The 21101-nt window shown below is 55.8% G+C and carries 26 protein-coding genes; 13 read left to right on the top strand and 13 right to left on the bottom strand.

Features of this window, described 5'->3' with window-relative positions:
- Nucleotides 1-682: 682 nt before the first annotated feature.
- Together ACR0DT_RS22630 and ACR0DT_RS22625 are read left to right on the top strand one after the other, a co-directional pair.
- Nucleotides 683-940 carry a YjhX family toxin gene (locus ACR0DT_RS22630; RefSeq protein WP_298853976.1) on the top strand — a complete coding sequence of 86 codons (258 nt, stop codon included), beginning with the start codon at nt 683-685 and terminating at the stop codon, nt 938-940.
- Nucleotides 941-949: 9 nt separating this feature from the next.
- Nucleotides 950-1471 (top strand): GNAT family N-acetyltransferase, encoded by a 522-nt coding sequence (locus ACR0DT_RS22625; RefSeq protein ID WP_480712934.1) that lies wholly within the window; start codon nt 950-952, stop codon nt 1469-1471.
- Between the two features lie 182 nt (nt 1472-1653).
- Here the strand turns inward: ACR0DT_RS22625 and ACR0DT_RS22620 are convergent, their stop codons facing one another.
- From ACR0DT_RS22620 to ACR0DT_RS22595, 6 genes are all read right to left on the bottom strand, one after another.
- Nucleotides 1654-2799: an ABC transporter permease gene (locus ACR0DT_RS22620; protein WP_480712933.1), complete on the bottom strand. Its 1146-nt coding sequence runs from the start codon at nt 2797-2799 to the stop codon at nt 1654-1656.
- On the bottom strand, nt 2796-3722 hold the full coding sequence (locus ACR0DT_RS22615; protein WP_480712932.1) for an ABC transporter ATP-binding protein: 927 nt from the start codon (nt 3720-3722) through the stop codon (nt 2796-2798). Before ACR0DT_RS22615 ends, ACR0DT_RS22620 begins: the two co-directional genes overlap by 4 nt.
- Complete coding sequence (locus ACR0DT_RS22610; RefSeq protein WP_480712955.1) at nt 3719-4672, bottom strand: HlyD family secretion protein; 954 nt, start codon at nt 4670-4672, stop codon at nt 3719-3721. Before ACR0DT_RS22610 ends, ACR0DT_RS22615 begins: the two co-directional genes overlap by 4 nt.
- Before the next feature lie 120 nt (nt 4673-4792).
- Entirely contained in the window at nt 4793-5683 is an 891-nt protein-coding gene (locus tag ACR0DT_RS22605) for a haloalkane dehalogenase (protein ID WP_480712931.1), read from the bottom strand.
- Complete coding sequence (locus ACR0DT_RS22600; RefSeq protein WP_480712930.1) at nt 5680-6105, bottom strand: GFA family protein; 426 nt, start codon at nt 6103-6105, stop codon at nt 5680-5682. Before ACR0DT_RS22600 ends, ACR0DT_RS22605 begins: the two co-directional genes overlap by 4 nt.
- Before the next feature lie 13 nt (nt 6106-6118).
- A complete protein-coding gene (locus ACR0DT_RS22595) occupies nt 6119-6496 on the bottom strand; it encodes a hypothetical protein (protein ID WP_480712929.1) in 378 nt (125 codons plus the stop codon).
- Nucleotides 6497-6611: 115 nt separating this feature from the next.
- On the opposite strand from ACR0DT_RS22595, the gene ACR0DT_RS22590 reads away from it, so the two are divergent.
- Nucleotides 6612-7205, top strand: a complete 594-nt coding sequence (locus ACR0DT_RS22590) for a TetR/AcrR family transcriptional regulator (RefSeq protein ID WP_480712928.1) — start codon at nt 6612-6614, stop codon at nt 7203-7205.
- Between the two features lie 264 nt (nt 7206-7469).
- Here ACR0DT_RS22590 and ACR0DT_RS22585 read toward each other — a convergent pair whose 3' ends face one another.
- Nucleotides 7470-8345: a hypothetical protein gene (locus tag ACR0DT_RS22585; RefSeq protein ID WP_480712927.1), complete on the bottom strand. Its 876-nt coding sequence runs from the start codon at nt 8343-8345 to the stop codon at nt 7470-7472.
- A 97-nt stretch (nt 8346-8442) separates the two neighbouring features.
- Nucleotides 8443-9477 (bottom strand): alpha/beta hydrolase, encoded by a 1035-nt coding sequence (locus tag ACR0DT_RS22580; protein WP_480712926.1) that lies wholly within the window; start codon nt 9475-9477, stop codon nt 8443-8445.
- Nucleotides 9478-9624: 147 nt separating this feature from the next.
- On the opposite strand from ACR0DT_RS22580, the gene ACR0DT_RS22575 reads away from it, so the two are divergent.
- The 6 genes from ACR0DT_RS22575 (at nt 9625) to ACR0DT_RS22550 (ending at nt 14424) form a co-directional block, all read left to right on the top strand.
- The gene (locus ACR0DT_RS22575) at nt 9625-10551 is read left to right on the top strand and encodes a LysR family transcriptional regulator (RefSeq protein WP_480712925.1); all 927 of its coding nucleotides are present in this window, start codon (nt 9625-9627) and stop codon (nt 10549-10551) included.
- Nucleotides 10552-11336: 785 nt separating this feature from the next.
- Nucleotides 11337-11816 carry a hypothetical protein gene (locus tag ACR0DT_RS22570; RefSeq protein WP_480712924.1) on the top strand — a complete coding sequence of 160 codons (480 nt, stop codon included), beginning with the start codon at nt 11337-11339 and terminating at the stop codon, nt 11814-11816.
- A 54-nt stretch (nt 11817-11870) separates the two neighbouring features.
- A complete protein-coding gene (locus tag ACR0DT_RS22565; RefSeq protein ID WP_480712923.1) occupies nt 11871-12449 on the top strand; it encodes a c-type cytochrome in 579 nt (192 codons plus the stop codon).
- A gap of 9 nt (nt 12450-12458) precedes the next feature.
- Nucleotides 12459-13358 (top strand): c-type cytochrome, encoded by a 900-nt coding sequence (locus ACR0DT_RS22560; RefSeq protein WP_480712922.1) that lies wholly within the window; start codon nt 12459-12461, stop codon nt 13356-13358.
- Between the two features lie 4 nt (nt 13359-13362).
- Nucleotides 13363-13854 carry a c-type cytochrome gene (locus ACR0DT_RS22555; protein WP_480712921.1) on the top strand — a complete coding sequence of 164 codons (492 nt, stop codon included), beginning with the start codon at nt 13363-13365 and terminating at the stop codon, nt 13852-13854.
- A 27-nt stretch (nt 13855-13881) separates the two neighbouring features.
- Nucleotides 13882-14424: a DUF411 domain-containing protein gene (locus ACR0DT_RS22550; RefSeq protein ID WP_480712920.1), complete on the top strand. Its 543-nt coding sequence runs from the start codon at nt 13882-13884 to the stop codon at nt 14422-14424.
- Nucleotides 14425-14853: 429 nt separating this feature from the next.
- Here ACR0DT_RS22550 and ACR0DT_RS22545 read toward each other — a convergent pair whose 3' ends face one another.
- Nucleotides 14854-15399, bottom strand: coding sequence for a GNAT family N-acetyltransferase (locus tag ACR0DT_RS22545; RefSeq protein ID WP_480712919.1), 546 nt, complete (start codon nt 15397-15399; stop codon nt 14854-14856).
- 181 nt (nt 15400-15580) lie between these two features.
- On the opposite strand from ACR0DT_RS22545, the gene ACR0DT_RS22540 reads away from it, so the two are divergent.
- Together ACR0DT_RS22540 and ACR0DT_RS22535 are read left to right on the top strand one after the other, a co-directional pair.
- On the top strand, nt 15581-15754 hold the full coding sequence (locus ACR0DT_RS22540) for a hypothetical protein (protein WP_480712918.1): 174 nt from the start codon (nt 15581-15583) through the stop codon (nt 15752-15754).
- A gap of 53 nt (nt 15755-15807) precedes the next feature.
- Nucleotides 15808-15951 carry a hypothetical protein gene (locus ACR0DT_RS22535; protein ID WP_480712917.1) on the top strand — a complete coding sequence of 48 codons (144 nt, stop codon included), beginning with the start codon at nt 15808-15810 and terminating at the stop codon, nt 15949-15951.
- A 62-nt stretch (nt 15952-16013) separates the two neighbouring features.
- Here the strand turns inward: ACR0DT_RS22535 and ACR0DT_RS22530 are convergent, their stop codons facing one another.
- Nucleotides 16014-16223: a hypothetical protein gene (locus ACR0DT_RS22530; RefSeq protein WP_480712916.1), complete on the bottom strand. Its 210-nt coding sequence runs from the start codon at nt 16221-16223 to the stop codon at nt 16014-16016.
- 138 nt (nt 16224-16361) lie between these two features.
- On the opposite strand from ACR0DT_RS22530, the gene ACR0DT_RS22525 reads away from it, so the two are divergent.
- Both ACR0DT_RS22525 and ACR0DT_RS22520 read left to right on the top strand, forming a co-directional pair.
- On the top strand, nt 16362-17000 hold the full coding sequence (locus tag ACR0DT_RS22525) for a DedA family protein (RefSeq protein ID WP_480712915.1): 639 nt from the start codon (nt 16362-16364) through the stop codon (nt 16998-17000).
- Nucleotides 17001-17082: 82 nt separating this feature from the next.
- Entirely contained in the window at nt 17083-17325 is a 243-nt protein-coding gene (locus tag ACR0DT_RS22520) for a hypothetical protein (protein ID WP_480712914.1), read from the top strand.
- Between the two features lie 146 nt (nt 17326-17471).
- Here the strand turns inward: ACR0DT_RS22520 and lpdA are convergent, their stop codons facing one another.
- Genes lpdA through ACR0DT_RS22505 form a run of 3 tightly spaced genes read right to left on the bottom strand, consistent with a single transcriptional unit; the run spans nt 17472 to nt 21101 of the window.
- On the bottom strand, nt 17472-18833 hold the full coding sequence (gene lpdA / locus ACR0DT_RS22515) for a dihydrolipoyl dehydrogenase (protein WP_480712913.1): 1362 nt from the start codon (nt 18831-18833) through the stop codon (nt 17472-17474).
- Nucleotides 18834-20084, bottom strand: coding sequence for a dihydrolipoamide acetyltransferase family protein (locus ACR0DT_RS22510; RefSeq protein WP_480712912.1), 1251 nt, complete (start codon nt 20082-20084; stop codon nt 18834-18836).
- A 3-nt stretch (nt 20085-20087) separates the two neighbouring features.
- Entirely contained in the window at nt 20088-21101 is a 1014-nt protein-coding gene (locus ACR0DT_RS22505) for an alpha-ketoacid dehydrogenase subunit beta (protein ID WP_480712911.1), read from the bottom strand.

The following is a 21101-nucleotide window of genomic DNA, read 5'->3' as shown; positions in this document are numbered from 1 at the left end:
AAACGACGTACTCTAGGTCGGCTAAAGGCCGTGAACAATCGGATACCAGCTCCGGCATGGGCCACGCGCTGCGTTGGGCGTGAGCCCAAGCTCAGGGCTTCTGCACCTTCTCAGAGTTGCATCGATTCCCGTATATTCGGGGGCGCAATCCTGTTCACCCGTAAGAGAATGCCTGGGTGTATCGGCATGTCCGCAAGATATGGCAGACACAAATGGTTTAGATCGCGAGCCAATAGATGTCGAAATCCAGATCGTCCAATGAGCAATGTGGATGCCACGGTCGACGTTCATTCGTAGCGCAGCATTTAGCTTACTGGGCTCAGTGTGGCCATTCTCCGCAGCAAGCATGATTGAGCGGTGGTAGTCGTTTGTGGACATTCGACAAAAGTGCTCAGATGATCGCGTTGAGCCCATTATTGTCGAATACTGCACTCGGACGAATGTTGGTTTGTCCGCATCGCTTAGATTTTTTTACGCACACATGTTGACGATTTTTGGATCAAATACTAAGTGCACACACGCCTGAGGCAGATTGCCTCTCGTTATGGAGATTTTATGAAAGAGTCCCGGGCCTAACGCCCGTTCCTGGCGAAGTAAATTCAGGAACACCAACTTTAATAGGCACACTCACGCGCAACGCTGAGTGTCCTGTTTCTGTACTTTCGTAAAATCGAGACATCCCATGAACATTTCAAAGCACGAGCAACGTGTTTTGCATGAACTCGCCTTGGGTGGCGAGATTAAGTACGCGCGTGCCGACAACGGAAAAGTACAATCCGTTCAGTGTTACACCCGTGACGGCTTTGTCTTCTCGGCCTGCACGATGGACGTTTTCAAACGTCTCAAGGACAAACGCTTCATCAAATCGAAAAATGGCAGTCCCTACCGGATTACGCATTTGGGGAACCAATCCGTTCGTGCACAAATGAACCAAAGATAGGAATGAACTATGAACCACGCAGAAATCAAAGCCATAGTGGAAGTCCACAGACAAGCGTTTGGCGAGGCTGAAGGGGCAGAAATAGCTCAGCTGGCAAAAGATTTTCTCGACCATCCGAAGACAATCTCGATCAGTGCAGAGCGCGATGGGAAGATCGCGGGCAACGTGTTGTTCACACCGTTTGTTTTCAAAGACCACCCTGGCACAAGTTGCTACTTGTTGGCACCTTGCGGGGTGTCGCCGCAGTATCAAGGCCATGGTGTTGGCAAGGAGATCATGGAAATCAGCATCAACCACCTCAAGTCCATCGGAACGGACGCAGTGTTTGTGTTGGGCGTGCCGACATTCTACCCTCGGTTTGGGTTTATACCGACCGATAAGCAAACGCCGTATCCAGACCTTCTGACCGCCCCGGAGGCATGGATGGCACTTGAGTTAACTGCAGGTTCAGTCGAGAAATTGAGCGGCAATACGATTGCGATCGCACCGTTCATGCACTCGCATTGGTGGGACACTTCGCAGCACGGGTGAATTCATATTTCATCCTTAATTCAAGCAATAACCAGACATTCAATTTAGTGAGTTGAATGTCTGGTTCGTCCGCAGACTGTGAGTTCGCTAGGGCCCCGAGTTTGCACTCGCTGCGAATGACGGCTTTGGCGGGCCGCAGTGCAGCGATGAAGGTTCTTGGTTAACGGCGGGTTTGGGTCGCTTCAACCCAACCGTTTCTTGAATCTCAGAGTGGCCGCCAATAATCCGAATGCCGCAAATCCGATCATCCAGAGAATTCCCCAGCGCAACTCGTATAGCGAAGCGTCACGCAGGACCACACCGCGGATCATGTCCATAAAGTGCGTCGCAGGTAGAATTTGAGCAATCATCTGGACCGGTTTAGGCATGCCGTCGAATGGGAACATAAAACCCGACATAAGGATTGAGGGCAGCAGGACAAAGATGGTCATCTGCATCGACTGAAGCTGGTTCTGGGCCAGAGTGGAAATGACCAGCCCCAGAGAAAGGCTGGCAACAATGAACAGCAGCGTTACCACCAGCAATACACCCAGCCCGCCATTGATTGGGACATCGAACAAGACATGCCCGAGACCGAGAATGATTGCGACCTGTATCAGACCCAGAAAGATGTAGGGGATGATCTTACCGACCATCAACTCGATCGAACGGATTGGGGTGTTGATAAGCATCTCCATGTTCCCGCGCTCACGTTCGCGGACGATGGCAGCCGAGGTGAAAAGGATCATCGTCATAGTCAGGATGACCCCGACAAGACCTGGCACGATATTCACCGCTGACCGCTGTTCGGGGTTGAAGTAGAGCGTGACCTCAAACGTGGGCACTTGCTGGTTTGGAGGCTGTTTCAATAACTCGGTCAGGGGCATCGTCCGTAGGGATTTGATTGCGCTGGCAACCATCGTGTCCGAGCCATCGACGATCCAATGGGCAACAGGCCGACTGCTGGTCTGGTCCGTTGCATTGGGCAGACCCAACCCGACTGACGGGCTGCGAGCAAGGCGTTGGCTCACGTCCTGAGGGATGATCAGTGCGGCGCGTACGCGGGATTCCGTAATTGCGCGTTCCGCCTCCTGGGGGGTGGTCAGCTCTTCGGTGATTGTCACGACCTGCGTGGCCTGAACGATCTGCGAAAGCGTACGAGACAGCTCGGTTCTGGATTCGTCCACAAGCGCGACGGGGACATGACGCAAGTTCGTGTTGATCGCATAGCCAAACAGCAGCAGCTGGATCAGCGGGATCATGATCACCATAGCAAAGGTCATCCTGTCCCGTCGCAGTTGCAGCAACTCTTTCTTCAGCACAGCGGCGATGCGGCGTGGGGAGATCACTGTTCAGGCCCTCGTGTAGCGCTGACAAACACATCTTCCAGATTTGGCCTTTGTGGTGTCAAGGACAGGTTCGAGAACGCGCCAAGTTGGGTGCGCAGCATATCGACGGGCCGAGGCTCGGACTTGTCGACCAGCACACGCAGCCGCGAGCCCACTTGTGCTGTCGATAGAATCTTGGGCTTGCCGTCCAACTCGTGTTTGACCTTTCGCAAGTCCGGCCCCTCGACTTCGACAACGTCGGCCCGCAAATCGTCCATCAACTGGCGCGGAGACCCGTCCGCCTTTTTCACCCCGTGCTGAAGGATGGCCAGTCGGTGACAGCGTTCTGCCTCGTCCATGAAATGTGTGGAAACGATCATTGTCGCTCCCTGATCGACCAGATCAAACAATTGCTCCCAGAACGTCCGGCGTGTTTCCGGGTCAACGGCAGATGTCGGTTCATCCAGAAACAGAAGCTTTGGGCGATGCATGACGGTGGCGGCGAGGGCCAGCTTTTGCCGCTGACCGCCGCTCATGCTTCCGCTTAACTGATGGACATTGGTCGTCAAGTCATAGGTATGTAGCAGTTCATCAATCCGTTCCTTGGCGGATTTCACCGGAATGCCGTAGATTTCCGCCGCGAACCGGAGGTTTTCCAGCACCGTCAGGTCCCGGTAATACGAGAAGATCTGGGTCATATATCCGATCTCGTTCTTCAGCGGCTCTGCCGCCTCGGGCATCGACCGACCCAAAACCGAGATCGCCCCACTACTGGGTGTCAACAAGCCGGTTAGCATGCGCATGGTCGTGGTCTTACCGCAGCCATTGGGGCCAAGAAACCCGTAGATCTGGCCCGTTCGGATCTCGAGGTCCAGATTGTTTACTGCGGTGTTTTCCCCGAACCGGCGGGTCAGGCCTTTCGTCGAGACGACCACGTCGCTCATGGCATGGGGACCTGCACGGGCACACCGGCGGGTAAGTCCGGCAACGCAGTGGGCAGATCAATTTCAGCCAGATAGACAAGCCGCGTACGGTCGTCCTTGTTCAACCCATAATATGGTGTGAACGACGCGTCGTCGCTGATCCAGCGGATCACGCCGTCCAGCGGCTCGGTAAGCCCGTCAACGCGCACTTCCAGCGTATCGCCGGGCTTGAGGCCGACGCGATGCGGCTCGGGCACATAAACGCGCGCATAGGGTGTTTGTCCGGTGACCATAACCGCAACTGGGCTGCCGGACGTCACGCGCTCGCCAAGATTCCAGGGTAATGAATCCAGTACGCCGTCGCGAGTCGCTACAACTGTCAGGTCCTCCAACACGGTCTGTTCGGCGGCGACCGAGGCTTCGGCAGCGCGCACGTTGGCCTCGGCGACTGCCAAATCTTCTGGGCGGGTGCCGTTTTGCAGTTCTATAAGGGACTGCTGAGCACTGGCCAGCTCGGCGCGTGCGGAATCGCGAAGGGCCAGATCATTAGCAACTTGCGCTTCGGTAACGACCGAATTTTCCACCAGCGTGGCGTTTCGGTCATAGATGGCTTCGGCGTCGGCGAGGCGCGCGACTGCGCCTGCGACTTTGGCCTCGGCGATCGCAATCTCTTCCTCCCGCGGTCCGACCTGCAATTTCAAAAGCGTGGCTTGTGCTTTTTCAAGCTCGGCCTGCGCCAGAGCCAGCTTTGCGCTCTGCAGCGTTGGATCAAGCTGAACCAACGTATCGCCGGCTTTGACGGTGGTTCCTTCTGCAACTGGCAAATCGACCACGATTTCGCTGGCCGTTGCGGTCAAGGCCACCCGATCGCGGGCCAACACGCCTAAGGCCACACTGGTATCGGACCCAGAACACCGGTCCAGAAAGGCGGGCAATGCCGCCACCAATATCAAGGGTATGGGGATTGTCATATTCAGCAAGGCTACCCTCCGGTTTATGGCCCATGAACGGGTTGGGCTGATCGTTGAACCATACAATCAGGAAATCCGATTTGTATATATCGACTGGCCACTACGCGAGGCTGGAACGGTCTACGCAGGCAGGCGCACCAACCAGTCCTCCAGCTTTTGTCCGATCAGATGGGGATTATCTTCCTGCAGGAAATGAATACCTTTTCCTACATCTACCACTTCGAGCTTCGGGATAGTCTGACGGCACCATTCGACCTCATTTGGTCCAATGGTTCCTCCGGGTGTAGCATGAAACATCAGCATCGGAGTTTGGGTTTCACCCAGCCAGCGACTATAAGCACTTACAATGTCATGCACGTCCGTCGGTGTTCCGTCGATCGGGATTTCGCACGGCCAAATGCGCACCGGTTTGCGGCTATGAGCGGTGGGAAATGGCACGCGATAGTGCTCCATTTCTTGCGGAGTCAGGTCACGCACAATGGCGCTTGGGAGGATCTTCTCGACAAACATGTTCAGGCCCGAGATCATCATCCACCCCAGACCGGGTGTTCGCATCATCCGAAAACCAGCGCGGAAGTCGGGCGGGAATCCGGCCCAGGTCATCGGGCGGATGACGCCCTCCATGAAGACGATGCCACGTACGTTCTCGGGATGACGGTGCGCATAGTAGAACCCCAATGCCGAGCCCCAGTCGTGAATGACGAGCGTCACGTTCTTCAGTCCAAGCGCTTTGATGAAACCGTCCACGAAGGGGACGTGATCAACAAAGCGGTAGGGTATGTCCGGCTTGTCCGACTTGCCCATGCCGATCAGGTCCATCGCGATGGCGCGGCCCTGCCTGGCAGCATAGGGGATGATGTTGCGCCACAGGTAGGACGAGGTCGGATTGCCGTGGAGAAACAGAACCGGCGCGCCTTCGCCTTCGTCGACATAGTGGATGCGCTGGCCGTCCACCTCGACATATTTCGAGTCAAACGGGAAGTCGGGGGAAATCCCCTGTTCGGTATTCATTGAGCGGCCCTTTCTGCAGTGCGGGTCTTGTCGATCAAAAACAGCGCCTCATCATACCACGCGGGTCGGGACGCCCACCCGACAACTTCGGTAACGGGGGCGGATGGCGGGCGGGACAGGTTGCCGACGGGGACGACCAAAAACTTTCCGTTTTGCGTCTCAAACGGCAGGGTTGTCCCGCAGGTGCGGCAAAACACCCGACGCACCCGAGAATTGGGCACGTCGAACGATGTCAGCTGCTCTTGCCCTTCCAGCCATTCAATCTGATCAGGCGTGGTGAAGGCATTTGCAACATGGGCCGACCCCGAAGCTTTTTGGCAATAGCTGCAATAGCACAGTTTGAAAGCGGCCATGTTGTCTTGCACCTGGTAGCGCACCGCGCCGCAAATGCATTGGTCGTCAATGGCATTTGGTTGGTCCATTAGAGTGCTCACTTCAGCCGCGATACGCAAAAAACGCACGGACCGAAGCGGTAAAGGTCAGGCCCATGCTGATGATTGCAATGATAAAACCGATGACTGCCGTCGCCGGGATCGAGACCAGAAAATCAACGGCAATCGCTGCGCGGACACCGATCATGCTGCGCTTGAGGATAGAGGCGACAATGCAGGCAAAAGTCACCAAATACCCCAGCATCGTATAGAGCATCAGGTTGGCGGCCTGCGGGCCTGCCAACTCTCCGACTTGTAGCCCGTAGAGCTTGAACGCGGCGAAGAAACCAAAGGCCAGCAGGATCTTCAACGCGTTCAGAATGAAGATTATGCGCAGGGTGACGGGCTTTGAGACCCCGGTTGTCGGGTCGATGGCGGTCATGTCAGGTCTCCATTTCAGTTGGGCACGTGGCATTTGCTGTCGCGCGCCCGCAATGCTATCCATGTGGATAGGAATTAAATACTATCCACATGGATAGAAAAGCAAGGAGAAATCTGTGGCACGCAAACGCAAGACGGATCACGACAGTGCTGTAGCAGGTGCGCTGGACCTGTTCTGGCGGCGCGGATACCACGGTGCCAGCACGCGGGAACTGGAGCAGGAGACCGGGCTGACCCGGTTCACACTGCAAACCACCTATGGCGGGAAAGAGAAGTTTTTCCTAAAGACACTTGATACTTATCTGGACAATGCTGAGGCCAGGCACTTCCCGGACCCCGACACCTATTCGCTGGATGACCTCGGCTATTGGTTCCAGGGTATCGCCTCGGCAGAACGTATGCCGAAGATCGAGGATGCGGGGTGCCTTGCTTTCAACTCGATCAGTTCATTTGACCGCACAGACCCCGAGGTGAACGCCCGAATCGAGAGATACCTCACCGCCTTGGAAGGACGGTTTGAGGCGATCCTCAGCCGTGGCAAATCAGAAGGGACCGTGCGCATCGATGTTGACCCGAATGACGCGGCAAAGCTGCTGATCGGCTTGTTGCTGGGACTTCATACGATCATGAAAGCCCGGACGTCCGACCAGTTCCCGCAGAGCTATGCAGACGCGGCGGTTAGGTTAATTGATGGGTGGAGAAATTGGTAAGTAATGAAATATGCAGGTGTGATTGGCTGCTTTAAACTAACTTTAAAAGAATAATATCCGAACGAACGTGAAAGCTGAGGCCTAGCAGTAGGCTTCATTTGATCTGACCACCTGCAGTGTGAGCATTACGTGTCTGTAGCGAATTTCTGGATTGTGTGCTGCCATTGCGCAACTCCAATGGCCGCTTTGGGCCGCCAGTTAGCTCTTGGATCATATGCTAAAGACGAAAGGCTGGCGCCATGGAAGCCGAACTATATGCGTCTATTAGTCGAGGCTTTGTGCTGCCTGAGACGGCATTTGCGCATAGGATGCGTCATAGAAATAAGTCAGCCAAATTGACGACCCATCGAAGAATATATCGGAAATCCCGTGCGAATGAGATCCGGTGTCTAGTGGGAAAATGGTTCCATCAGTTTTAACGTGCAAAAGCTTCGCACTCGGGTACTCTTTGTGACCCCGATAACCTCCGACAACAACCGTGTCGTTGACAATTTCAACGGATTCCAAGTTACCGAAACCATTCGAGACAGTTATAGCAGTATCCCCGCTGTCTGAATGCGGCACCCAATACAAAGCGCTGTCCCAGGCGTCGTCGCTGCCCCAGGACACCGCGTAAATTCCTGTCTCTGCAATTGCAAAGCGGGCAAGCCCACTGATGCGCAGATCGCCAAAGTAAGGTTGAATTTGTCCGGTTTGGGTTGCGACCGAAATGAATGCGCCGCGCCCAAAATCACTCACGAGAAGGGTGTTCTCGTCGAGAGCTTCGATGTCGTAGAGGAAAACACCATCGTCATCGAGAGCCTGCCGCCAGTTTACTGTGCCATCCGGCGCGGTAGAGATGAGCTCATTGCCATCCACAATGACAATCTGGTTGCCAGAACGCACCATTCCGGTCGGATTACGCAGGCCCCGACCATCTGAGAGTTTGATTTCTTTGGTCGCGCCGTCGGGAGTGAGCTTGTATAGCCCACCATTGGTTGCGTCCGAGCCGAACTCTTCATCTGGCCCGTCCGGTCCAATCGAGACGGCATAGATATCGCTTCCCATTGGCAAAACAGCTTCGGTAAAGGGCGGCAGCTTCTGTTCGGCGACAGCAGGGCAAGCCACGGTGCAAGCAACCAGTAGCGAAAGCACTTTCATCGTAACTACTCTCCTGTGAAATTACACGTCGATGTTGCCGACCGTTTTCCCCGCGATGACTGCTCTGGGTAGGTCGTAGCGAACCAAGCGGTTTGCATCAGATGCTTCGGTCGAAGGCCAGAAAGTGCGCGGCCAGCGCATTGACGGCGGCGTCAATGATCAGCGGGTCTTCGTAAAACTGAAGTTGATTGGCCCCGTCGATCCAATGCAATGTCTTCTGCTCTGACGCGATGTCTTCAAAAATGCGGCGGGGAATGTCCCGACCGCTTGCTGCTCTGTCGCCATGGATCATCAATACGGGCAGGCTTAATTGAGGGGCAGTCTCGTCGATCCGCCATCCCCAAATGTCCGCTTCGCTCATCGCAGTGATACGGTTTTCCCAACCCCCTTTGAAAGCTAGCCAAGGGGCCCTGTTGTCCCAAGGCAGGTACCAGTCTGCGATAGCTGCCGCGGTCAGAAGAGCATCCTCAGAACCGACGATTGGAATGTAGTTCGCTTCCCCCGTCTTTGCGAAGTCGGCGGCTGCCTTGGTCGCGCGTGCCATACGCGCTTCAACCGCGGATTCACTGCCAAGGTACATTCTTGCGGTCTCTGCGGTCAGATAATGGCCCGCGACAACCCCGAGAGACGCCACGCGATCGTCTGTCACCGCTGTTTCAATCGCCCAGTTGACGCCCTGGCAAATCCCAAGAAGATGAAGCCTGTTTGCGTCAATACCTTCTTGACCGGCGAGAAATCCGAGGGCTGACTGGGAGTCTTCAACCTTGGCTTCTCCAGACTCGTATCGTCGCGGCGCGCCTGTGCTTTCACCGTGAAAGCGCGGATCGAAAATCAGAACAGCCAGCCCGCGCGAAGCCAGGCGGGTCGCGTATTGTACAGGTGACTGTTCCTTTACGAATGCAACAGGCCCGATGATCACAACTGCCGGGTGAGGCCCTGCCGAAGCGGGTCTCAACAATTTCCCTATAAGGGTTTCCCCAGAGCTTTCGAAAGACACCGTCTGGACATCGTAGGAGCCAAGGGCCGATTGATCTACGTCACCGGACGACGCTGCGGCGCTGGATACGGCTGCGAAAGCTCCACTCACAGATGAAGCAATCGCAATTGAGTTGAATTTGCGACGTGTAATCATTGCTGCTGTCCTTTCGTATTCAGTTTGATGGGCTCCGCACCCAAAAGATCATGGACAGAACGCCTGATCGGAGGTGCCCAGTTGGGCTTTGCTTGTCAGTTAGCTCGCAATCAGCATAATTGGGATGACGCAGATAGTATGGTGGTCATGCGTAAAGTGAATGGTGGTATAACTTCTCTGGATGTGCGGACTCTACGGTTCCTGCAGCTCCTGCTTCAAACAAGCAGCGTGACACGCACGGCTATGCATCTGGGGATCAGCCAGCCTGCCGCCAGTCGCATCCTCGCGCGGGTCCGCGACCTGATAGGAGATCCGGTGCTGATCCGAACGCAGTCCGGATACCAGTTAACGGATCATGCTCTGGGCCTGAGTGACCCCGTCGATGCCGCACTGTCGGCGATCGCGGACGTCTTTAGGCCATCCATCTTTGATCCAGCACAGTCCAACCACTGCTATCGCATCGCCTCGACAGATTACGGCGTCGCGGCTGTCCTGGGGCCAATGATGGAGGTCTTTGCCGTTACCGCACCCGCGTTGAGATTCGATGTCTCGCCATTGGTGCCTCAAAGCTTTAACGACCTGGAAAAAGGGGCAATTGATCTATTGCTATACGCGGATTTGGATGCCAGGGACGATTTGCTTGTTCAGAAGCTATTTGATGAAACCTACGAAGTCCTCTTCCGACCAGGCCATCCGCTTGAGGAACATGCGTCATCAAAACGGGCTCTTAATCCAAAGGACGTGTCGCCTTACCGGTTAATCGAGTTCAGCTTTCCGGGCACTACAGGTTTGAAACCGGATACGATCATGCGGCAAGACGGAGACGGTTCGAATGCCGTATTCCAGCAGCCCTACTTCACCACACTGCCATTCCTAGTAGGGCAGACGGATGCGGTTGCAGCTGTCCCCAAGCGGCTGGCAAAGCAAGTCCATAAATTGACCTCTCTTTGTTCAGCGCCGTTTCAGCCGAATTGCGGTTTCCCTTATTTTCTTGTCCGCCACGAGCGTAGCCGCTTCAATCCAGCGGTCAATTGGCTGAGAGAGCAAGCACAGGAGATCACCAAATCCGATTGATCAGATGTTCGAGCTTTGATGATGGTTTGAACGTGAGATTAACCTGCCGCAAATGGCATTGTTGACAGCAAGATCCAGATAAGAGCGGCTACGGTTTGGCTGGGCGGATTGATGCCTCGGCTCACTCGATGGCTTATTCGTGCCGTCCTGTCACGAAACCACATAGTGAGCGAATGGAGTACCTCAAAGCGATGAAAGGATCGCGCGGGCTGAGCCTGATCGCGGCCTTGATGTTGATGAGGGCTTCTTTGCTGTTGCCCAAATAAACCTGGGATCGGGCCAGCAATGCGTAGGCATGGGGATCTTTGGGGTTGAGGGTAATAGCATCCGCAACTTCCGCATAGCGCTCTGATGACGAGCAGAAAACAAGTCCGCCGCACCAAGTATGGCCATTGCACAAGCGTCACGGCCGTTCAACGAAACCACTCGTTACGCCAAACGTACTGCTACGTTGTCACCGTCGCCACAAACGTCTTCAACCGCAATACTCATGTCGCCGCTGTGCAGTCCCATCCTCTACGTGATCCGAGGGCTATCGGTCAGTTCGTTTTGGACAGCCATTGCGCGCTCGATACCACTAACCACGCTGGGAAACTCAACCAACCAGCTGTCTCCCATGCTTTTTTTACCCTTCCGTAGTGCTCACCAACTTTTGGAGTAGTTGGACACATCTGCAGCAAGAATACCGGCCAGACGTCCTTCTGGAACGTTTGATATGGATGAAGCATAGTCGACGGCAGGCGGTTAAGAAACTTCGGTGGTGTTGGCGGCTGAGGAACAAATGATTGAGCGTTTTGTTAAGCTTAGTCGCTCATCAGTGTCGGTTCGGCGAGTTGCCGCTGGTCAAAGACTTGACCAGCGCGGATGTTGAGAACATCATCGCCAGAGTAGAAGAGTTGAAACAAGACAATGGGATGAGCGGAGCAGTGCTTTTGGACAGTCGCAGATGGATCGGGCTGATGCTCGTCGCGGTCGGCGTGTTCACCGCCGCTCTGCTTTTGTCCGGCGGTGTCGCGGAGGCGCACGGAAAACATGAGCCTTCCGTGGTTTCTGTCGAGGATCAATATCACGCTGAACATTCTGCAAATGACCACCAGGGCCATTGTCACGGTGGGGCGTTCTGCAGCGGACCGGCGATTGTGCAACTGTCAAATCTGAACGCGGATTTATTGGGATGCAGTGAACGGTATGGACTGCCGCGCGCGACGATGGGCATCCCGGTTGTTTCAAATTTTGATCCGCCGCCACCCAAAGCCCTGATCTGATCCGTATCCGCATACGCCTTTGGCGTGATGAGATAATTCAGACAGGAAAATTCGATGAAAACTGAAAAATTGTTGATGGGCGCGGTGGTTGCGTCCGTTCTGGCTGTGGCAAGCCAATCGGTGTTTGCGCATGGCGGTGCCACTGGCGTCGTCAAAGAACGCATGGATGGCATGGGCGTGATGAAAGAGGCGATGAAAGTGCTGACGCCGATAATGCGGGGGCAGGCCGATTATGATGCATCCGTTGTGCGCGAACGGTCTGAGGATATCAGCCGCCATGCTGGCGAGGCGCTGACCAAATTGTTCCCCGAAGGCAGCCTTGATGCGCCATCTGAGGCGAAACCTGAGATCTGGCAGGACTGGGAAGCGTTTTCAGCCCTGGCCGATCAACTGCGCGTAATGGCGGAGGGATTGGCGGAAGCTTCCGAAAACGGGTTGATGATGTCCGGCGAAACGCCTGCTGTCGGCGACATGATGGGTGGTCAGGAAAGTTCAATGATGGATGGCAGCATGATGGGCACCGGTGCAGGCTCCGATCTGGAGGACCTGTCACAGATGCCGGCTGACGGGGTTTTCACCATGATGGGACAGGTTTGCTCGGCCTGCCATACCCGCTTTCGGGTCGAGAAATAGGCCAGGACGATGCGTATGTACTATCGTCTGGGGCTGGTTGGCGCTGTTATCGCCGCAGTTAGCCTTGCAGGTCTGATGGCCTGGCCGATCGGCCAGCCTCTCGCGCCCATCACCCTGAAGGGAGATGTCGACCGCGGTGCTTATCTGGCCCGCGCCTCCGGCTGCATCGCGTGTCATACCGACTTCGCGAAAAGCGGAGCGCCACTGGCGGGCGGCATGGCATTGGAAACTCCGTTTGGCACGCTGTATTCGCCGAACCTCACCACTGACCCTGACCACGGGATCGGAGGTTGGAGCCAAGCGCAATTCGCCCGCGCCGTCCGCGAAGGGGTCTCGCCCGAAGGGCACGCCTATTACCCTACCTTCCCCTATCCTTTCTATGCCAATTTCTCGGATCAGGAGCTTGCTGATCTCTGGGCGGCTTTCCAAACCGTGCCACCGGTCGCCGAACCATCGCGCCCACCTGAGATGGGCTTTCTGTTCAACCAACGCTGGGGGCTGAAACTCTGGCGCGCTGCCTTTCTGGATCCTCCCAGGACAGAGCCCATAGCGGGAAAGGGTGCCGTATGGAACAGGGGTCGCGAGCTGGTCGAAGGGGCCAGCCATTGCGCGGCCTGCCATACAGGGCGCAACATCGCAGGCGCGCGCAAATCCGACACAGAGCACTTCCAGGGGAGCAATGCGTTGCCAGGCGGTGAGAAAGCGCCTGCCATCGATCACCTGACATTGGCTGACAAAGGATGGGATGTGGCCGGCCTGGCCTATGCCCTGCGCACCGGCATCACGCCCGAAGGGGACGTCTTTGGCGGTTCCATGGGTGAGGTCGTGCTTTACGGCACAAGTTTCCTGACCGAGGCCGACCGGACGGCTATCGCGACCTATCTGATGGACGAACATGAAGGGGGATGAGGCAATGAAAACCGGAACCATCTTTGCATTGGCCCTAGCTGGGATTGTTGTCATTGGAGCTGCAGTCGCGTTGCTCACGCCATCATACACGCAGGCGGGAGCGCTTGTGCAACCGAAAGGGTCCGATATTGAGGAAGGCGCGGTGCTCTATGCCGAGTTTTGCGCCTCCTGCCATGGAGCTGAACTGGAGGGGCAACCCAATTGGCGCACCCCAAATGGTGATAGCACAATGCCTGCCCCACCGCATGACGAGACCGGCCATACCTGGCATCACGGAGATGCGCTGCTGTTTGATTACACCAAACAGGGTGGTGAAGCGGTGCTGGAAGCCCGCGGCGTGTCCGGCTTTGCCAGCGGTATGCCGGGATTCGGCGACAAACTGAGCGACCAGCAGATCTGGGACATCCTAGCCTACATCAAATCCACCTGGCCTCAGCGCATTCGCGACATGCAGGTGGTGCGCACCGAAAGCGAACAAATGCAGGGCGACTCATGACCGCCCGCTTGACACATATCATGACACTTGCCCGCGGTTTCGGCCACAAGATCCATCGTCACACCGCAGGCGCGAAAACGGAAAGGAAATGACATGACCACCCCGACACTCGACCGCCGCCTCTTCCTAGCTGGCCTCGGGGCCTCTGGCATCGCTCTGGCAACCCCGACAGTGGCAGCCGCCAAACCGCAGGTGCTGGTTCTCAAGGACCCCAACTGCGGGTGCTGCGGTACCTGGATTGACATCATGCAGCGCGAAGGATTTGAGATGGAGGTGCAGAACGCCTCCTGGGAGACCTTGTCTCAATATAAAGCCACCAAGGGTATCCCGGAGGAGATGGCCTCCTGCCACACCGGCCTCGTCGAGGGCTACGTCATCGAAGGCCATGTGCCGCCAACCGATATCCGGCGCCTTCTGGCCGAGCGCCCCAATGCCGTCGGGCTGATCGTGCCCGGCATGCCCTATGGCTCGCCCGGTATGGGGCCGGATAGTGAACGGGAGGCCTTTTCGGTCTTCCTGATCCGCAAGGATGGCACCACAGAAGTGTTCAATCACTACAAGGCAGCGTGATCGGCAAAATTTGTGTCAAACGCAAACGGAATTGCCGTGCGTTTAGGATGACTTTGCGATCACAGCGAATGGTAGCAATGTAGGCAGCGATTGCAGCAATTGAAGAGCGGGCTTAAGGTCCGCTCTGGGCCGAAAGTGACAGTTACCAGACATCCTAGCGAACGTTCGGCTTAGCGAAGGGCAAAGGGACGTAAGGGTTGCTCCTTCCTGAGGCTGCAGGCAGTGAAAGCGCGCCGGGTGATGCAGCTCTGCTACAAGTCAAGCTTCGAATGCTTTCGCAGAGGTCTATCGTGCCGCCTTAGCCGTGAATCTGAGCAAATACACGCCACCTGAATAGCGGGTTTCCGCAGGGTAAATTCGCTCTCACTATGCGAGGCAACAAATTTGCTCTAGGCCGTGCAGAACGTTTTGATGGGGGTCAAAATGAAACTAAGTGCATTGGAAATCTGTTGCATACTGCTGGCGGGCGCAGTGGCCGTAGCTGGGTTTGCCGAAGCTGCAAGCGCGCTGATATCGGCCATATGATGTAAAGGAGGGAAGTAGTGTTCCTCGTAAATACTCGGTGGCTAAAACCAACCGCATGACCAGTTCCACTTCTCCATCAACAATTCTACCCGTTGGGCGAAAGCCAAACTTGGCATAGAGCGGCATAGCGCCACCTGGTTTATCAATAACGCTGACGATCAGGTTTGAGCGCCCCCTTTCGCGCGCTAACGACTTTGCGAAATCCAATGCTGCTCTACCGTGCCCATGACCCTGATGGGCCTGGTCGACCATTAAGCGCCAGATATAAATCCCGTCCGGGTCATCGCCTTCGTCAAGATCAGCATCCGGGTGGGACATATCGACAACCGCCAATAGCCCGACCGGAGTAGATTGCTCCCAAACACCATAGATTTCTGACCCTGTTTCAAAGATGGACTGCGCCATGGTCATTAGGTTTGATGCAACGAAGGTGGTCTGACCGTCGCGCACCTTTAGTCCAGCCAGAGGCCGTAGGGTATCTCGGGAGAAAGGGCGAAACTCGCGCATGGGCTATACCTAACAGAACTCCTAAAGACCGAGAAGCTTTGGACATGCCGGCCTGAAACCAACTACCAGAATCGCGCGATCTCGGGTATGAAGTCTCATATCGATTTTTCTTTGAGGTATTGCCATGACCATTGTCCGCACTCTGACCGAGTACCATGCTGCGCTCCGAGAGATTGAGTATCTGTGGGGATCTGAGCCGGATACGGAAGAGGGCAAAAAACTCGAAGAATATTTGGCTGCTGTGGATCATTACGAGCGAATTTCCAATGTGGCACCTGACGTGCAGGCCATAGCTTAATTCCGCGTCTGTCTCTCACCGTGGGTGCCGCTCAGCGTATCGGGAGAAAAGATATGAACAGAAATTACCTGGTTGTCGGCGCAGTGCTGGTTGTTTTGCTCTTTGGCCTCACAATGATGAGGTCAGTTGAGGAGGGCGCGGGCAGTGAAGAAGCCGCCCCAGCTGCTGAAACGGAAACATCAACTGCTACGGACTAAGCGCCCCACATGACCTAAGGGCCGTGTTAAGGCGTAGAGAACGTCCGAACCAGACCAACGTGTCAAAAGTAGTAGTGGCGGTAGAAAAAGGGGTCTGGCGTGTAGTCAGTGTATTGCCCGGTTTCTCGAAGGTCTATTGCGACTTGAGCATCAGTCTCCCTTTGCTTCTTTCGCGCCAGCTCTTTTCTCTTTCGTCTCGCAAGCTTTTGTTCTGGCGAGGCGAAGAAGCCGCCCCAAAAGTTTCTGTGAATATTTTTGTTTCTAAAAGCCATTGTAGTTCCTCCCGCAGTTTGCAGTGAATCCATGACTTTTAACTGGTGCCTCTAAGTTGGTAGTTCTCTTCCAAATCATTAAGAAAAGTACATCGAACAAACCGCTTTTGGATCGTTTGGGTAGGGCCGGGTCTTAAGATGCATCACTTCGCAGACCACTTCGAAAATCTTGTTGAGAACTACGGGCTATTCATACTTTTCCCCACAATTTTTTTTGAGACCTTTGGACTGCCCCTTCCGGGTGAAAGCGCCCTAGTGGCTACATCGGTGCTTGCAGCAAAAGGGACTCTGAACATTTTTGCGGTGGCAGCGGTAGCCAGTCTTGCGGCCATAGCCGGCGACAATGTTGCATACCTGATTGGGCGAAGGTATGGGCGCGCTATCATCCTAGCGTATGGATCGCGTTTCGGGATTACCGAGACGAAGTATGAGGCCGCAGAACGCGCGACAAACAAATATGGTGCCTATGTAGTGGTCTGCGCGCGCTTTTTTGTATTGCTGCGGCAGTTAAACGGTTTGGTAGCCGGTTCAGCTAATATGCCGTGGTTAAAGTTCTTTTTGGCAAATGTTGCGGGCTCTGTGCTGTGGGTCGTGTTCTGGACAACTATCGCATACCAGTTCGGACATCGCGTCTCACTACTACCAGATGTCCTGCATCATGCTTTACTGATGGGTGCCGTCTTGGTTCCAATAGCTTTGGTGCTGATGCTTGTATTTGGCCGTAGGGCTTTATTGAAACGAAAAGCACTGGCGAAGAAGCAACCTGGACCAAGTTGAACGCAACTGGCTTGTGGCATTTTCTTTGGCTTGAAGTGGCAAAATGCTTTACTGATTTCGCATTCCTTGCTTGGAGAGATAGATGAAACGTTTGGCCGTGATCCCATTTATTGCTGTCTTGGCAGCATGCGATACCCCAACTGATATAGAAGGCACCGCCATAGACTCGGGCGGCGAAACGGCAATTATCAAAGGACTTAATACCTCTACACCGACCGATGCTGAACAAACCAACGCCGAAGTTCAGTGTAGTGGGCCTGCTTCATTCGAAAGCGCAAACCCCGTAGGAGATGGCTTCTACGACCTGAAGTTTACCTGCGACTAACGGAATTTTCATGCCCATCGCCGTCCACAAGACCCGGGTATATCCACGGTGCGTAGCACGGGCATCGCGTCAAAGAGCACCCGATCCGGTTTCCATAGAAAAGACCAGCCCAACCAATGCAGGGCTGACCGATCTTTAATCTGAACTCAGATATGCAGGGCTTGACCCAAAGCCTTCAGGCAAGCTTCCTGCAAGCCTTCAGACTGTGTCGGATGGGCGTGGATGGTTGCGCCGATGTCTTCAAGGCAGGCGCCCATTTCGATGGCGAGCGAGAAGGCCGCCGAGAGTTCCGACATCTGCGCGCCGACGGCCTGAATGCCCACGACAGCATGGTCGGCTTCCCGCCAGACCACGCGGACAAATCCATCTTCACGTTCGCATGTCATGGCCCGGCCGTTAGCTGCCAACGGAAAATCTGCGGCCTTTGTGCCTTCAATCTCGCCAGGCAAAGCACCACAGGTGACGATCTCGGGGTCAGTGAAACAGACTGTCGGGATCGCGCGTTTGTCCCATTCGACGGTGTGACCCGCGATATGTTCGGCAACCATTTCACCCTGTGCCATTGCGCGATGTGCCAGCATGGGTTCGCCTGTGATGTCCCCGATTGCATAAATGCCCCGCATTGAGCTCTGACAAGTCTCGTCGATTTGGATGAAAGGCTCGTCCATAGTTAGCGACAGTTCTTCGACCCCGATGCCTTGGGTGCGTGGGCGGCGGCCAACGGTCACCAGTACCTTGTCGGCGGCAACATTGCCTTGATCCGTGGTCAAAACACCATCGGCAAAGCTCTGTGCCCTGGTGCCGGTCATAACCGTGACATTCAGAGCCGACAGACGTTTAGCGACCGGTCCAGTCAGTTGTTTATCATAGGTTGGCAGGATGCACTCCTCGGCCTCGATCACTGTGACCTTGGTGCCCAGTTTCGCGAATGCCGTGCCCAGTTCCAGCCCTATGTAACCACCGCCAACAACTGCGAGGCTATTAGGTAAATCACGCAGCGCCAGCGCCTCGGTCGAGGATAAGATATCACCGCCAAACGGTAGGAAGGGTAGTTCGACCGGGGCCGATCCCGACGCGATGACGATGTATTCAGCGCTGATTTCGCGGCTCTCGCCATTAGTATCGCTGACCAACACGGTCTTGCCATCCAAAAACCGGGCGCGGCCTGCCACGAACCTGACACTTGCCTTTTTCATCAGACCCGAGACACCGGTGTTCAGCCGACTGACGATACCGTCTTTCCAAGCAACGGTCTTGGCGAGGTCGATTTTCGGAGCTGCTGCGGTGATGCCCAACGGGCCGTCATTGACCGCTTTGATCCGGTGAAACTCATCGGCCGCATGGATCAGCGCCTTCGAAGGGATACAGCCCACGTTCAGACAAGTTCCGCCGGGCTTGGCCTCGTCCACTATGATCGTGTCGATGCCCAACTGGCCCGCACGAATGGCGCAGACATACCCACCAGGACCAGCGCCGATGATCAGCAACTTGCATTTCAGGTCTGACATTCAGCCCTCCACAAACAACATGGCCGGGGTTTCCAGCAGGGATTTCAGTTTCTGCACGAAGACTGCCGCATCCCAGCCATCGACCACACGATGATCGAAGCTGCACGAGATGTTCATCATCTTGCGCGGTTGGAACTGCTGACCGTCCCAGACCGGGCGGATCTGCATTTTGTTGACGCCGACGATTACCACTTCGGGGTGGTTGATGATCGGTGTGGTGGCCAACGCGCCCAGCGGTCCGAGGGAGGTTATGGTGATGGTGCCGCCTTGCAAGTCCTCGCGCTTGATTGTGCCGTCACGGGCGGCTTCGGCCAGGCGGGTCAACTCAGCGGCATTGTCCCACAGGCTGCCCGCTTCGGCGTGGCGGATCACCGGAACGTTCAGGCCATTTGGCGTCTGGGTGGCGATACCAACATGCACGCCACCATGGCGATGGATGACGCCGGCCTCATCATCGAAACGCGCGTTCAATCCGGGCTGTTCGCGCACCGCTTCAACAATCGCGCGCATCAGGAAAGGCAGAATAGTCAGCTTTGGCCTGTCATCCTTGTGCTTGTCGTTCAGCGCCACCCGCAGGGCGTCGAGAGACTCAATTTCGACCTCTTCAACGATGGTGATATGCGGAATCTGGCGTTTCGAAAGCTGCATCTTTTCGGCAATCTTGCGACGCATGCCGACGACGCGCACCTCTTCGATGCCGGTATTAGCACCACGGGTGATCTGACCCTGTTGAATGCCGCCCGAAGCTATCCACCGGTCCAGATCGCTGTGGCTGATCCGCGAGGCCGGACCGGAGCCCGGCACATGGCGCAAGTCGATCCCTTCTTCACGGGCACGAGCCCGTACCGAAGGAGAGGCCAGCGGCTTGGTACCTTGCGCGCGCGCGACTGCGGGCGCGGCCGGTTCGGGAGCCTTTGCAGGCTCACGCGTGGGCTCGACCTTCGGCTCCAGTTCAGGCTCAGCTTCAGACGTCTCGGCCGGGGCAGGCGCGTCGCCTTCGTTGCCTTCGCCGTCGACCTCTATGCGGATCAGTGTGGCACCTACGGCCATCAACTCGCCGATCTCTCCACCCAGTTCCAAAACCTTGCCATTCACGGAGGATGGCACCTCGACTGCGGCCTTGTCGGTCATCACTACAGCCAGAATATCGTCTTCCCTGACTAGGTCGCCAGGTTTGACCTGCCATTCGGTCAACTCGGCTTCGGCGATCCCTTCACCAATGTCCGGAAGACGCATGACGTACACACCCATTGCTCAGTCCTCCATGACAGTTTTGAGGGCTTCACCCACCCGCATTGGGCCCGGAAAGTACTGCCATTCCTGGGCATGCGGATAAGGTGTGTCCCAACCGGTGACCCGGATAATTGGCGCTTCGAGGTGATAGAAGCACTCCTCTTGCACAAGGCTCAGCAGTTCGGCGCCAAAGCCGCACGTGCGCGTGGCTTCATGTACGATCACGCAGCGGCCGGTCTTCTTCACCGAGGCGGTGATCGTATCTAGATCCAACGGCATTAGTGTCCGCAGGTCGATCACCTCGGCGTCAATGCCGGTTTCCTTTGAGGCGGCTTCGGCCACGTAGACCATGGTCCCATAGGCCAGGACGGTCACGTCCGCCCCCTCGCGGGTGATCTCTGCCTTTCCCAGAGGCACGATGTCCTCGCCTTCTGGGACGTCGCCCTGAGCATGTTTTTTCCAGGTTGTCAGCGGCTTGTCGTGGTGCCCATCAAACGGCCCATTATAAAGCCGCTTCGGTTCCAGGAAAATCACCGGATCAGGGTCCGCAATCGAGGCAAGCAACAGCCCCTTGGCGTCCACAGGGTTGGACGGCATCACCACCTTGAGGCCCGACACATGGGTAAACAGCGCCTCGGGGCTTTGGCTGTGGGTCTGGCCGCCGAAAATGCCGCCGCCCGTGGGCATGCGGATGACAAGCGGGCAGGTGAAGTCGGCGTTCGAGCGGTGTCGCAGACGCGCGGCTTCGCTCACGATCTGGTCGTATGCGGGATAAACATAATCGGCGAACTGAATCTCGATCACCGGTTTCAAACCGTATGCGGCCATGCCGATAGCGGTGCCAACGATGCCGCTTTCGTTGATCGGCGCATCGAAACATCGGCTCTTGCCGTATTTCTCCTGCAAACCGGCGGTGCAACGGAAAACGCCCCCGAAAAACCCAACATCCTCACCGAATACCACTACACGGTCATCGGCGGCCATGGCCACGTCATGGGCATCACGAATGGCTTCGATCATTGTCATTTGAGCCAT

The sequence above is a fragment of the Ruegeria sp. BI11 genome (assembly GCF_056538005.1).
This window is presented reverse-complemented; position numbering and strand designations above follow the sequence as displayed.